We start from the raw sequence: 13,102 nt of genomic DNA, 5'->3' as shown, positions 1-13,102 counted from the left end.
TGCGCTGATTATACCCGCTAAATCTCATCGGCGCTTTCTGCTACAATTCCCTTCCACGTTTTACAGTCGAGCAAGTCAGCGCCATGCGATTAAACCCCAGCCAACAACAAGCCGTCGAATTCGTTACCGGGCCCTGCCTGGTGTTGGCCGGTGCCGGTTCCGGCAAGACGCGCGTTATCACCAACAAGATAGCCCACCTGATCCACCACTGCGGCTATCAGGCGCGGCACATCGCCGCCGTGACTTTTACCAACAAAGCCGCGCGCGAGATGAAAGAGCGCGTGTCGCAAACCCTGGGACGCAAAGAGGCGCGCGGGCTGATGATTTCCACCTTCCACACTCTGGGGCTGGAAATCATCAAGCGGGAATATGTGGCGCTGGGCATGAAGTCCAACTTCTCGCTGTTCGACGACCAGGATCAGCTGGCATTGCTGAAAGAGCTGACCGAAAAGTGGTTGGAAAGCGATAAGACGCTGGTGGCGCAGCTGATTTCGACCATCTCCAACTGGAAAAACGACCTGATCGATCCCCAGCGGGCGGCAGAGTTGGCGCGCTCGGAGCGCGACAAGCTGTTCGCCCATTGCTACGGTCTTTACCACGCCCATATGCGGGCGTGCAACGTACTGGACTTCGACGATTTGATCCTGTTGCCGACGCTGCTGCTGCAACGCAACGAAGAGGTGCGTGAACGCTGGCAGCAGCGCATCCGCTATCTGCTGGTGGATGAGTATCAGGATACCAACACCAGCCAATACGAGCTGGTGAAGCTGTTGGTGGGCCATCGCGCGCGCTTTACCGTGGTGGGCGACGACGACCAGTCGATTTACTCCTGGCGCGGCGCGCGGCCGCAGAATCTGGTGCTGCTGAAGGAAGATTTCCCGGCGCTGCAGGTGATCAAGCTGGAGCAAAACTACCGTTCCAGCGAGCGCATTTTGAAGGCGGCCAATATCCTGATCGCCAATAACCCGCACGTGTTTGAAAAAAGGCTGTTTTCCGAGCTGGGGTATGGCGAAGAGCTGAAGGTGGTGACCGCCAACAACGAGGATCACGAAGCCGAACGCGTGGTGGGGGAACTGATCGCCCACCACTTCGTGAAAAAGACCAACTACGGCGACTATGCGATTCTCTACCGTGGCAACCACCAGTCACGGGTGTTTGAAAAGATGCTGATGCAGAACCGCATTCCGTACAAGATTTCCGGCGGCACGTCGTTCTTCTCTCGCCCCGAGATCAAGGATCTGCTGGCCTACCTGCGCGTGCTGACCAACCCGGACGACGACAGCGCCTTCCTGCGCATCGTCAATACCCCCAAGCGCGAGATCGGCCCGGCGACGCTGCAGAAGCTCGGCGAATGGGCCAACCAGCGCAACAAGAGTTTGTTCCATGCCAGCTTCGATCTGGGGCTGAGCCAGCATTTGACCGGGCGCGGGCTGGAATCGCTCCAACGCTTCACCCACTGGCTGGGCGGCATCGCCCAACAGGCGGAGCGTGAGCCGGTGGCGGCGGTGCGCGATCTGATCCGCGGCGTGGATTATGAGAGCTGGCTGTTTGAAACCTCGACCAGCCCGAAAGCCGCCGAAATGCGGATGAAAAACGTCAATACGCTGTTCGGTTGGATGACGGAGATGCTGGAAGGCAACGATTTGGACGAGCCGATGACGCTGACCCAGGTCGTGACGCGCTTCACCCTGCGCGACATGATGGAGCGCGGTGAAAGCGAAGAGGAGCTGGATCAGGTGCAGCTGATGACGCTGCACGCTTCCAAAGGGTTGGAGTTCCCCTACGTGTTCCTGGTGGGTATGGAAGAGGGGCTGCTGCCGCACCAGAGCAGCATCGACGAAGACAATGTCGATGAAGAGCGGCGTCTGGCCTATGTAGGGATCACTCGCGCGCAAAAAGAGCTGATCTTCACCCTGTGCCGCGAACGCCGTCAGTACGGTGAGTTGGTGCGGCCGGAGCCGAGCCGATTCCTGCTGGAGCTGCCGCAGGACGATTTGGCGTGGGAAACCGAGCGCAAAGTGGTGAGCCCCCAGGAGCGGATGCAGAAGGGGCAGAGCCATCTGGCCAATATCCGCGCCCAGCTGGCCAAGGCCAAAGGTGGGAATTAAAAAGAAAGGGCGCTCATCGCGCCCTTGCTATTTCAACGTTGTTCTTCCAACCGCAGCGTCCAGTGGACGTAGCTCTGCCAGTGGCTTTCCTGCTCCAGCGCCTCGGCGCGCAGCGGATGCTGCTCCAGCCAACCCGGCGGCAAGATCACCGTCAGTTCATCGTCCTGATTGGCGCGTAAACGCACCGCCGGCAGCGTGTCGTCGCGGCGGCGGCTGGCGAAGATGATCGCCAGGCGCAAAATGCGGCACAGACGCTGCGCGGTGCGCGGCGGCAGGGCGTTTTGCTGGTTCAACAGCGACAGGTCGAGGGTGTTGCTCTGGTTTTGCAGCAGGGTGGCCAGCAGTTTTTTCTGCGCGGGGGTAAAGCCGGGTAAGTCCAGGTGGCGGATCAGGTAGGCGGCGTGTTGCGGCGCCTGCTTGAAATCGACGCTGAGGCCGAGTTCGTGGATCAGGCTGGCGCTGTGCAACAGCTCGCGACATCGCGCATCCAACTGCCACTCGTTGGCGACCTGCTGCGAGAAGTTGGCGGCGAGCTGGCTGACGCGCTCGGCCTGCTCGGTGTCGATCAGGTAGCGACGCTGCAGGTTGCGGATGGTGCGGATGCGAATATCCTGCTCCACCGGCAGATGCAGCATGCCGTAAACCAGGCCTTCACGCAGCGCCCCGCCGGCCAGCATCATGCTTTCGATGCCCAGCTCCTGGAAGATGGCCAGCAGAATGGACAGGCCGCTCGGGAAGACCAGCGCGCGTTCCAGCGTCAACCCTTCGATCTCCAACTCTTCCAGCTTGCCGCACTGAATGGCCCGCTGTTTCAACTGGCGCAGCTTGGGCAGGGTGATGCGTTCATCCATGCCTTGCGCCACCATGATTTCCTGCAGCGCTTGTACGGTGCCGGAAGCGCCGACGCAGATTTGCCAACCGTGCTGGCGCAGCTGCGGCGCGATCGGCCGCACCATTTCGCGCGCGGCCTGTTCGGCGCGCTCGAAGTTTTCTTGCCCGAGGTTGCGATCGCTGAAGTAGCGCTCCAGCCAGGTGACGCAGCCCATCGACAGGCTGTACAGCTGCGATGCCTGTGCGCCGGTGCCGGTGACCAGTTCGGTGCTGCCGCCGCCGATATCGACGACCAGCCGCCGATCCGGCCCGCCGGTGGTGTGCGCGACGCCATGATAAATCAGCCGCGCTTCTTCTTCGCCGCTGATGACCTGCACCGGGCAGCCGAGGATTTGCTCGGCGGCCTGCAGGAACTCATCGGCGTTGGACGCCAGGCGCAAGGTGGCGGTGGCGACGACGCGGATCTGCTCGCGCGGGATGTCCTGCAGGCGTTCGGAGAACAGCCGCAGGCACTGCCAGCCGCGTTGCATGGCCTCATGCGACAGGTGATTGTGCTGATCCAGCCCGGCCGCCAGGCGCACCTTGCGCTTTATCCGCGCCAGAGTCTGAATGCTGCCGGCCACCTCGCGCACCACCAACATATGGAAGCTGTTGGAGCCGAGATCGATGGCAGCATAAAGCGTGCTGGAGCTGAGCATGGCGATCAGCTCGAGCGTTTACGGTTGCTGCGCGGCGCGCCGCCGCGACGTGGCGCGGAGTTGCGACGTGGGCCGTTGCCGCCGCGCGGACGCGACAGGCGCTTCGGTGCCGGCAGATCGGTCAGCAGCGCATCGCTGTTGTACTTGCTCACCGGAATGCTGTGATCAATATAGGTCTCGATCGCCGGCAGGTTGAGCGCGTACTCTTCACAAGCCAGGCTGATGGAGTGGCCGCTGGCGCCTGCTCGGCCGGTACGGCCGATGCGGTGCACGTAGTCTTCGCAGTCGTCAGGCAGATCGTAGTTGAAGACGTGCGTGACGGCGGGAATGTGCAGACCGCGCGCGGCGACGTCTGTGGCGACCAGGATATCCAGATTGCCCTTGGTGAAGTCGTCGAGGATGCGCAGGCGTTTTTTCTGCGCCACGTCGCCGGTCAGCAGGCCGACGCGGTGACCGTCGGCGGCCAGGTGGCCCCAGATGTCTTCGCAGCGGTGCTTGGTGTTGGCGAAGATGATGGCGCGATCCGGCCACTCTTCTTCGATCAGCGTCTGCAGCAGACGCATTTTTTCTTCGTTGGACGGGTAGAACAGCTCTTCTTTAATGCGGTGGCCGGTTTTCTGTTCCGGTTCCACTTCAACATATTCGGCGTTGTTCATCTGCTCGAAGGCCAGTTCGCGTACGCGATAGGACAGCGTGGCGGAGAACAGCATGTTCAGGCGTTGATCGGCCGCAGGCATGCGGCGGAACAGCCAGCGGATGTCTTTGATAAAGCCGAGATCGTACATGCGATCGGCCTCATCCAGCACGACGACCTGCATCGCGCCGAGATCGACATAGTTCTGCTTGGTGTAATCGATTAAACGGCCGGTGGTGCCAATCAGAATGTCCACGCCGCTTTCCAGCACTTTCAGCTGTTTGTCGTAGCCGTCGCCACCGTAGGCCAGGCCCAGCTTCAGGCCGGTGCTCTGGGAGAGGGCTTCCGCATCGGAGTGGATTTGCACCGCCAGTTCACGCGTAGGCGCCATGATCAAGGCGCGCGGCTGATTGGTCTGGCGATCCTGTTTCGCCGGGTGGGTCAGCAAATAGTGAAAAGTAGACGCCAAAAACGCCAGCGTCTTTCCGGTACCGGTTTGCGCCTGACCTGCAACGTCACGCCCGGAGAGCGTGAGCGGCAATGCTAACGCCTGGATGGGCGTGCAATTGTGAAACCCTTTTTTCTCAAGGGCTTCAAGGACTAACGGGTGCAGGGCGAAGTCGGAAAACTTCTGTTCGGTCAAGTGTGTTTTGCTCATAGTGTGGTAGAATATCAGCTAACTATTGCTTTACGAAAGCACATCCGTTGAAATAAACGCGGTGCAATAAAATCACCTTGAGTTGGTTAATGCTACACCAACAAGGTAGACATAATCCTGTGGAGTAGAACATGAGCGATAAAATTATTCACCTGACTGACAGCAGCTTCGAAGCTGACGTGCTGAAAGCGGAAGGGCCGATCCTGGTCGATTTCTGGGCTGAATGGTGTGGGCCGTGCAAGATGATTGCTCCGATTCTGGATGAGATTGCCGAAGAGTTCGAAGGCAAACTGACCATCACCAAGCTGAATATCGATCAGAACCCGGCTACCGCGCCTAAGTACGGTATCCGTGGCATCCCTACGCTGTTGCTGTTCAAGAACGGTGAAGTGGCCGCGACCAAGGTTGGCGCGTTGTCCAAAGGTCAGCTCAAAGATTTCCTGAACGCGAATCTGTAATCGGGCGGGAAGCCCAGTATCAGGCGCCTGGCGGTGATGTTCAATTCACCGCTAGACGCCTGCCAAGAAGCGTGTTAAGTTTAACCACACTGCATATAGAACTTGCCCGAAGTTTTAAATCTAAAGAGTTTGAATCTAAAGCTATACTCTGTGTCGAACCACCGGCGTTGAAAGTAAACTGAACTCAACCCGTGTTTTGGCAATCAAACGGTTTTGCAAAAATCATTTTTAAGGTACCTTCGATCTTCAACCGTCAATGCGTGCGCCCGATGTAAGCCATTTCTTACCGCGACGGCTCTGCGCCCGGTGATCGAACGTCCAGTAAACAGGCACGCATCTCGCTGCCATACCATTCACGATACAAGTTCGAGACATACCCCGAGTTTAAGAACCCACCACTATGAATCTTACCGAATTAAAGAATACGCCGGTTTCTGAGCTGATTACTCTCGGCGAAAATATGGGGCTGGAAAACCTTGCCCGCATGCGCAAGCAGGACATCATCTTCTCCATTCTGAAGCAACATGCGAAAAGCGGAGAAGATATCTTCGGCGACGGCGTGCTCGAGATATTGCAGGATGGATTCGGTTTCCTCCGCTCTGGAGACAGTTCCTACCTCGCCGGTCCCGACGACATCTACGTATCCCCTAGCCAAATCCGCCGCTTCAACCTCCGCACAGGTGACACCATTTCCGGTAAGATTCGTCCGCCAAAAGAAGGCGAGCGCTATTTTGCCCTGCTGAAAGTCAACGAAGTCAACTACGACAAGCCGGAAAACGCCCGCAGCAAGATCCTGTTCGAGAACTTGACGCCGCTGCACGCCAATTCCCGTCTGCGGATGGAGCGCGGCAACGGCTCGACCGAAGACTTGACGGCGCGCGTACTGGATCTGGCGGCGCCAATTGGCCGCGGCCAGCGTGGCCTGATCGTGGCACCGCCGAAAGCCGGTAAAACCATGCTGCTGCAGAACATCGCGCAGAGCATCGCCTACAATCACCCAGACTGCGTGCTGATGGTGCTGCTGATCGACGAACGTCCGGAAGAAGTGACCGAGATGCAGCGCCTGGTGAAAGGCGAAGTGATCGCATCGACCTTCGACGAGCCGGCTTCGCGTCACGTGCAAGTGGCCGAAATGGTGATCGAGAAGGCCAAGCGCCTGGTTGAGCACAAGAAAGACGTGATCATTCTGCTCGACTCCATCACCCGTCTGGCGCGCGCCTACAACACCGTGGTGCCGGCCTCGGGCAAGGTGCTGACCGGTGGTGTGGACGCCAACGCCCTGCATCGTCCGAAGCGCTTCTTCGGTGCGGCGCGTAACGTGGAAGAGGGCGGCAGCCTGACCATCATCGCGACCGCGCTGGTTGATACCGGTTCGAAGATGGACGAAGTGATCTACGAAGAATTTAAAGGTACCGGCAACATGGAATTGCACTTGGCGCGTAAAATCGCCGAGAAACGCGTATTCCCGGCTATCGATTACAACCGCTCCGGTACCCGTAAAGAAGAGCTGCTCACCACCTCTGAAGAGCTGCAAAAAATGTGGATCCTGCGCAAAATCATTCATCCGATGGGTGAAATCGACGCGATGGAGTTCCTCATTAATAAGTTGGCGATGACTAAAACCAACGATGAATTCTTCGATATGATGAAACGCTCATAATTCGTTAAAAAATTCGCTGAACGCCACGCCTAGTCGTGGCGTTTTTCGCTTTTGGCGGATACGATAAGTAGCAGTAATGGAAAAGTAAGTTGTTTCCTCGACTTATTGAGAATTCATCTTGTTTGTCGGTCGGTTTCGCGCCGGTCGGCTTTGCTGCTGTCATTTTGTCAGTCGATGCGAAGAAAATAGGCATGAATCACCGTTGTCATAGGAAATGACCGAAAGGTAGCGGGGGCCGATGGCACAAGCCTTAGCCCGTGGTAAGCTGCCTTATCTTCTACAGAGATCTGTTAACTGTGAACTTACTCACTATGAGTACTGAAATTCTATTTGTTTTCCTGTTTTCTTTGGCTTTTCTCTTTGTTGCCCGCAAGGCGGCAAAACGTATTGGTCTGGTAGATAAACCCAATTATCGCAAACGCCATCAGGGGCTGATTCCTCTGGTCGGCGGTATTTCCGTTTATGCCGGGTTGTGCTTCGCGTTTTGGATCTCTGAACAACCCATCGCACACGCCAAGCTTTATCTTACCTGCGCCGGTATTCTGGTGTTTGTGGGGGCGCTCGACGATCGTTTCGATATCAGCGTTAAAATTCGCGCCCTGGTGCAGGCGCTGGTCGGCATCGCCATGATGGTGTTTGCCGGTCTGTATCTGCGCAGCTTCGGCCATGTGCTGGGTGACTGGGAGATGCTGCTGGGGCCGTTCGGCTATCTGGTGACGCTGTTCGCGGTATGGGCGGCGATCAACGCTTTCAATATGGTCGACGGCATCGATGGTCTGCTGGGCGGTTTGTCGTGCGTCTCCTTCGGGGCGCTGGGCCTGCTGCTGTACCTGAGCGGCCATCATGAGCTGGCGTTCTGGTGCTTTGCGATGATCGCCACTATCGTTCCCTATATTTTGCTCAATCTCGGCATCCTCGGCCGCCGTTATAAGGTGTTTATGGGGGATGCCGGCAGCACCCTGATCGGCTTTACCGCCATTTGGCTGCTGCTGCAAAGTTCACAGGGAAAGGCGCACTCGATCAACCCGGTGACCGCGCTGTGGATCATCGCTATTCCGCTGATGGACATGATAGCAATCATGTATCGTCGTTTACGCAAGGGGATGAGCCCCTTCTCTCCCGATCGTCAACATATTCACCACCTGATCATGCGTGCCGGCTTTACGCCGCGGCAGGCTTTCGTGCTGATCACCCTGGCGGCCGCGTTGCTGGCTGCGGTGGGCGTGATCGGCGAACGCCTGACTTTTATCCCTGAGTGGGTTATGTTGGCATTATTCTTGCTTGCCTTCTTCCTGTACGGTTACTGCATCAAGCGCGCCTGGCGGGTTGCGCGGTACATTAAGCGTATCAAGCGCCGGCTGCGGCGTTCGGGCGATAACAAGCAAGTACCTTAACCAGAGACCAGAGGCTTTTTGGCTGTGATGAATCCAGAAACAACGTCTGACAAGCATACCCCGACGGTGGATAACGAACTCGATATCCGCGGCCTGTGCTGCACCCTGTGGCGCGGCAAACCGTGGATTATCGGTATTGCGGTGCTGTTCGCGGCGGTCGCGCTGATCGTTTCTTACCTGGTTAAGCAAGAGTGGAGCGCCACCGCGATCACCGACAGGCCGACGGTGAATGCGCTGGGCGGTTATTACTCCCAGCAGCAGTTCCTGCGCAATCTGGATGTGCGCACGCTGCCAGCGGCGGCGGCCGGCGATCAGCCGAGCATCGCGGATGAAGCGTACAATGAATTCATCATGCAGCTGGCGGCTTACGACACGCGTCGCGATTTCTGGCTGCAGAGCGATTACTACAAACAGCGTCAGGAAGGGGATGCCCGTGCCGATGCGGCATTGCTCGACGAGCTGATCAATAACATCCTGTTCACGCCGCGCGACGACAAAAAAGTCCCGAACGACGGCGTGAAGCTGACGGCGGAAACCGCCGCGGACGCCAACCGCCTGCTGCGCCAATACGTGGCCTTCGCCAGCCACCGCGCAGCCCTGCACCTGAACGAAGAGATCCAAGGCGCGTGGGCCGCTCGCACCACCTCGATGAAGGCACAGGTCAAGCGTCAGGAAGCGGTCGCGGAGTCGGTTTACAAGCGCGAGCTGAACACCACGCAACAGGCGTTGAAAATTGCCGAGAGCCAGGGGATCAGCCGTACGCAAACCGACACTCCGGCCGAACAGTTGCCGGATTCGGATCTGTTCTTGCTGGGCCGGCCAATGCTGCAGGCGCGTCTGGAAGGCCTGCAGGCCTCCGGCCCGACCTACGATCTGGATTACGATCAGAACCGCGCAATGCTGGCGACGCTGAACGTTGGCCCGACGTTGGATGAGAAGTTCCAGACCTATCGCTATTTGCGCACGCCGGAAGAGCCGGTAAAACGCGACAGCCCACGCCGGGTCTTCTGGCTGATTTTGTGGGGCGCGATGGGCGCGTTGGTTGGCGCCGGTGTGGCCTTGGCGCGTCGGCCGCGTAGTTAAAAAAATAATATAATAATCTGATGCAGGGCGCGTGAGCGCCCCATTCGCAGGCGGGGCCTGCGATTAACCGACCAAAAGAGATTCGCTGTGAAAGTGTTGACTGTTTTCGGCACCAGACCTGAAGCCATTAAAATGGCGCCGCTGGTACATGCACTGGCCCAGGATGAGGCCTTTGAAGCAAGAGTCTGCGTAACGGCACAGCATCGTGAGATGTTGGATCAGGTATTGCGGTTGTTCGAGATCACGCCGGATTACGACCTGAACATCATGAAACCCGGCCAGGGGCTAACGGAAATCACCTGTCGTATCCTGGAAGGGCTGAAAGGGGTGCTGGAAGACTTCAAACCGGACGTGGTGCTGGTGCACGGCGATACCACCACCACGCTGGCGACCAGTCTGGCGGCGTTCTATCAACGCATCCCCGTTGGGCATGTCGAAGCCGGGCTGCGTACCGGCAATCTGTATTCTCCCTGGCCGGAAGAGGCCAACCGCAAACTGACCGGCCATCTGGCGATGTACCACTTCGCGCCGACCGAGAACTCACGCCAAAATCTGCTGCGCGAGCTGCTGCCGGACAACCGCATTTTCGTGACCGGCAATACGGTGATCGACGCGTTGTTCTGGGTGCGCGATCGCGTGATGAGCGATGCTGCGCTGCGCGCCAGCCTGGCGCAGCGTTACCCGTTCCTCGATGCCGACAAAAAACTGATTCTGGTCACCGGCCATCGCCGGGAAAGCTTTGGCGGCGGTTTTGAGCGGATTTGCAGCGCGCTGGCAGAGATCGCCCGCAGCCACCCGGAAGTGCAGGTGGTGTACCCGGTGCATCTTAATCCGAATGTCAGCGAGCCGGTGAATCGCATTTTGAAAGGCATCGACAACGTCATGCTGATCGAGCCGCAGGATTATTTGCCGTTTGTCTATCTGATGACCCACGCTTACATGATCCTCACCGACTCCGGCGGCATTCAGGAAGAGGCGCCCTCGTTAGGCAAGCCGGTGCTGGTGATGCGCGACACCACCGAGCGCCCGGAGGCGGTAGATGCGGGCACGGTGCGCTTGGTCGGCACCGATGTGGCCAAAATTGTTGAAGCGGTGACCCGGCTGTTGACGGACGAAAGCGAATATCACGCGATGAGCCGGGCGCACAACCCATACGGCGACGGGCATGCCTGTCAGCGTATCCTCGAAGCTTTAAAGAATCATCAGGTGACACTATGAGTTTTGACACTATTTCGGTTATCGGCCTGGGTTATATCGGCTTGCCAACGGCGGCGGCGTTTGCTTCCCGCAAGAAAAAAGTGGTGGGCGTAGATGTTAACCAACATGCGGTAGATACCATTAATCGCGGTGCTATCCACATCGTCGAACCGGATCTGGATAAAGTGGTCAAGGATGCCGTCGACGGCGGTTTCCTGCAGGCGGTGACCAAACCGCTGGCGGCCGACGCGTTCCTGATCGCGGTGCCTACGCCGTTCAAGGGCGACCATGAGCCGGATCTGGCCTATGTCGAGGCGGCGGCGAAATCGCTGGCGCCGGTGCTGAAAAAAGGCGATCTGGTGATCCTTGAGTCCACCTCGCCGGTGGGCGCCACTGAACAGATGGCGGAATGGTTGGCGCAGGCGCGCAGCGATCTCAGCTTCCCGCAACAAGCGGGCGAAGCGGCGGACGTGAATATCGCCTATTGCCCGGAGCGCGTGTTGCCGGGGCAGGTGATGGTGGAGCTTATTCAAAACGATCGCGTGATCGGCGGCATGACGCCGAAGTGCTCCGCGCGCGCCAGCGAGCTGTACAAGATTTTCCTCGAGGGGGAATGCGTGGTCACCAACTCACGCACTGCCGAGATGTGCAAGCTGACGGAAAACAGCTTCCGCGATGTTAACATCGCCTTTGCTAACGAACTGTCGCTGATTTGCGCCGAACAGGGGATCAACGTCTGGGAACTGATTCGCCTGGCGAATCGTCACCCGCGGGTGAACATTCTACAGCCTGGCCCAGGCGTCGGCGGCCACTGCATCGCCGTCGATCCGTGGTTTATCGTGGCGCAGAACCCGCAGCAGGCGCGCTTGATCCATACCGCACGTCTGGTGAACGACGGCAAACCGTTGTGGGTGGTCGACCGGGTGAAAGCGGCGGTGGCCGATTGCCTGGCCGCCACCGACAAGCGGGCGTCAGAGGTGAAAATCGCCTGCTTCGGTCTGGCCTTCAAGCCGAATATCGACGATCTGCGCGAAAGCCCGGCGGTGGAAGTGGCCCACCTGATCGCCGAATGGCACGTCGGTGAAACGCTGGCGGTGGAACCGAACGTCGAACAGTTGCCGACTTCGCTGGCGGGCCATGTAACGTTGACGCCAATCGCGGAGGCGTTGCAACAGGCCGATGTGATCGTGATGTTGGTCGATCATCAGCAGTTCAAGGCCATCCGGCCGGAAGAGATTAAGCAAAGCTGGGTGGTGGATACCAAGGGAGTTTGGCGTTGAAGCGTATCTTAGTCACCGGCGGCGCCGGATTTATCGGCTCTGCGGTCGTGCGGCATATCATCGAGGCCACCGGCGACAGCGTGGTGGTAGTGGATAAGCTGACCTATGCCGGTAACCTGGAGTCGCTGGCGGTAGTGGCCGACAGCGATCGTTATGCCTTCGAGCAGATCGACATCTGCGATCGCGCCGGGTTGGATCGGGTGTTTGCCCGTTATCAACCGGACGTGGTGATGCACCTGGCGGCGGAAAGTCACGTCGATCGCTCTATCGACGGCCCGGCGGCGTTTATCGAGACCAATGTGGTCGGCACTTACACCCTGCTGGAAGCGGCGCGCCATTACTGGCAGCCGTTGGCGGCGGAGAAGAAGCAGGCTTTCCGCTTCCATCATATCTCCACCGACGAAGTGTACGGCGATCTGCACGGCACTGACGATCTGTTCACCGAAACCACGCCCTATGCGCCGAGCAGCCCGTATTCCGCCTCCAAGGCGTCGAGCGATCATCTGGTGCGCGCCTGGCTGCGCACCTATGGTTTGCCGACCCTCGTCACCAACTGTTCGAACAACTACGGCCCTTATCACTTCCCGGAGAAGCTGATCCCGCTGGTTATCCTGAATGCCGTCGCCGGTAAACCGCTGCCGGTATACGGCAACGGCGCGCAGGTGCGCGACTGGCTGTATGTCGAGGATCACGCGCGCGCGCTCTATCAGGTGGTGACCGAAGGCGTGGTGGGCGAAACTTACAATATCGGCGGCCATAACGAGCGCAAGAATATCGAAGTGGTGCAGACCATCTGTGACCTGCTGGAAGAACTGGCGCCGAACAAACCGCAGGGCGTGGCGTACTACCGCGATCTGATCACTTACGTCAAGGATCGTCCGGGCCACGATATGCGTTACGCCATCGACGCCGGCAAGATCGACCGTGAGTTGGGATGGCAGCCGCAGGAAACGTTCGAAAGTGGCATTCGCAAAACCGTGGTTTGGTACCTGAATAACGAAGTCTGGTGGCGCCGGGTGCAAGACGGTTCTTATGCCGGCGAGCGTTTGGGGCTGTCCGATTGAATGTCACGCCGTGCGGCCTGTGCGCGGTGCGGCGGAT

10 protein-coding genes are annotated in these 13,102 nt (G+C 58.6%); 8 read left to right on the top strand and 2 right to left on the bottom strand.

Annotation, left to right across the window (positions count from 1 at the left end; translation table 11 throughout):
• Positions 1-83 precede the first annotated feature (83 nt).
• Positions 84-2,108: a DNA helicase Rep gene (gene rep, locus ITX55_RS21680; RefSeq protein ID WP_033645047.1), complete on the top strand. Its 2,025-nt coding sequence runs from the start codon at positions 84-86 to the stop codon at positions 2,106-2,108.
• 32 nt (positions 2,109-2,140) lie between these two features.
• Here the strand turns inward: rep and ppx are convergent, their stop codons facing one another.
• Both ppx and rhlB read right to left on the bottom strand, forming a co-directional pair.
• Positions 2,141-3,637, bottom strand: a complete 1,497-nt coding sequence (ppx, locus tag ITX55_RS21675) for an exopolyphosphatase (protein WP_099782464.1) — start codon at positions 3,635-3,637, stop codon at positions 2,141-2,143.
• 5 nt (positions 3,638-3,642) lie between these two features.
• Positions 3,643-4,929: an ATP-dependent RNA helicase RhlB gene (gene rhlB / locus ITX55_RS21670; RefSeq protein ID WP_033645045.1), complete on the bottom strand. Its 1,287-nt coding sequence runs from the start codon at positions 4,927-4,929 to the stop codon at positions 3,643-3,645.
• A 131-nt stretch (positions 4,930-5,060) separates the two neighbouring features.
• Between rhlB and trxA the strand changes: the two genes are divergently transcribed.
• From trxA to rffG, 7 genes are all read left to right on the top strand, one after another.
• Positions 5,061-5,387, top strand: coding sequence for a thioredoxin TrxA (trxA, locus tag ITX55_RS21665; RefSeq protein ID WP_004934187.1), 327 nt, complete (start codon positions 5,061-5,063; stop codon positions 5,385-5,387).
• 400 nt (positions 5,388-5,787) lie between these two features.
• Positions 5,788-7,047, top strand: coding sequence for a transcription termination factor Rho (gene rho / locus ITX55_RS21660; protein ID WP_004934188.1), 1,260 nt, complete (start codon positions 5,788-5,790; stop codon positions 7,045-7,047).
• A 296-nt stretch (positions 7,048-7,343) separates the two neighbouring features.
• A complete protein-coding gene (gene wecA, locus ITX55_RS21655; protein ID WP_025160399.1) occupies positions 7,344-8,441 on the top strand; it encodes a UDP-N-acetylglucosamine--undecaprenyl-phosphate N-acetylglucosaminephosphotransferase in 1,098 nt (365 codons plus the stop codon).
• 27 nt (positions 8,442-8,468) lie between these two features.
• Positions 8,469-9,524 (top strand): ECA polysaccharide chain length modulation protein, encoded by a 1,056-nt coding sequence (gene wzzE, locus ITX55_RS21650; RefSeq protein WP_164057877.1) that lies wholly within the window; start codon positions 8,469-8,471, stop codon positions 9,522-9,524.
• An 87-nt stretch (positions 9,525-9,611) separates the two neighbouring features.
• On the top strand, positions 9,612-10,742 hold the full coding sequence (gene wecB, locus ITX55_RS21645; RefSeq protein WP_004934198.1) for a non-hydrolyzing UDP-N-acetylglucosamine 2-epimerase: 1,131 nt from the start codon (positions 9,612-9,614) through the stop codon (positions 10,740-10,742).
• Positions 10,739-12,001 carry a UDP-N-acetyl-D-mannosamine dehydrogenase gene (gene wecC, locus ITX55_RS21640; RefSeq protein ID WP_033652436.1) on the top strand — a complete coding sequence of 421 codons (1,263 nt, stop codon included), beginning with the start codon at positions 10,739-10,741 and terminating at the stop codon, positions 11,999-12,001. The genes wecB and wecC overlap by 4 nt, the downstream gene beginning before the upstream one ends.
• Entirely contained in the window at positions 11,998-13,065 is a 1,068-nt protein-coding gene (gene rffG, locus ITX55_RS21635; RefSeq protein WP_108680034.1) for a dTDP-glucose 4,6-dehydratase, read from the top strand. Before wecC ends, rffG begins: the two co-directional genes overlap by 4 nt.
• The last annotated feature ends 37 nt before the right edge of the window (positions 13,066-13,102 follow it).

This window comes from Serratia sp. EWG9 (genome assembly GCF_019913725.1).
GTDB classification, from domain to species: Bacteria; Pseudomonadota; Gammaproteobacteria; order Enterobacterales; family Enterobacteriaceae; genus Serratia; species Serratia ureilytica.
Note: the sequence above shows the minus strand (reverse complement) of the source record. Positions and strands in the feature narration are given on the sequence as shown.